Source organism: Treponema sp. R80B11-R83G3 (genome assembly GCF_054786115.1).
The window spans coordinates 1-691 of sequence record NZ_BDHF01000371.1; the positions used below are offsets into that span (position 1 = coordinate 1).

General features: G+C 31.4%; 2 protein-coding genes. Both read left to right on the top strand.

Features of this window, described 5'->3' with window-relative positions:
* Positions 1–103 precede the first annotated feature (103 nt).
* Positions 104–325 carry a hypothetical protein gene (locus ACYVRH_RS13920; RefSeq protein ID WP_461257481.1) on the top strand — a complete coding sequence of 74 codons (222 nt, stop codon included), beginning with the start codon at positions 104–106 and terminating at the stop codon, positions 323–325.
* Positions 304–691, top strand: a 388-nt coding sequence (locus tag ACYVRH_RS13925) for a type II toxin-antitoxin system VapC family toxin (RefSeq protein WP_461257482.1), incomplete at its 3' end; no start/stop codon positions are given. The genes ACYVRH_RS13920 and ACYVRH_RS13925, both read left to right, overlap by 22 nt.

Here is a 691-nt window from a genome sequence, read left to right on the forward strand (position 1 = left end):
ACAGAATAGTGTATAAATATATATACACTTATGAAATAATGTAATTATTCAAACTTTGCATAAGGTAACTTGTAAAGTTTAATAAAGAGTATATACTTGAAATATGATAATAACCGTTGAAGTTATTAATAACAGAGCATTAAATCTCCTTTCGGATATGGAAAATCTTGATCTAATAAGGGTAAATATTCCAACCCAAACCGCTTCCAGTCCTAATCCATATACTCATCTTGCAGGGGCATTAAAACTTTCTGATAAACAATATGAATTTTATCAAAAAACCTTGCAGGAGGGTCGAAACGAATGGGACAGGGATATTTTTTAGACTCAAACGTTATTATTGGATACCTTGCAGGGCGAATTCCTTCTTCTGGTATGGATATTGTCTCAGAAATTGTCAGTAATAGACCTAATATTTCCGTAATTTCACAGATAGAAGTATTAAGATTTAATGATACGCCAGAAAATGAAGCAGTTTTGAAAGAATTTATAAATATGTCTAAAGTTTATCCTTTAAGCAATAATGTTGTTGAACGCACTATTAATTTGTGTAAACAGATTAAAATTAAATTACCAGACGCAATAATCGCGGCAACCGCTTTGCTCGAAGGTTTTACTTTGGTTACTCGGAATATTAGCGATTTTAATAAAATACCCGATCTTATACTTCTAAACCCTTGGGATATTCCTA

What these genes read in the sequence shown, in the direction of transcription:
- ACYVRH_RS13920 (WP_461257481.1), top strand. Translation starts at nt 104, where the DNA reads ATGATAATAACCGTTGAAGTTATTAATAACAGAGCATTAAATCTCCTT.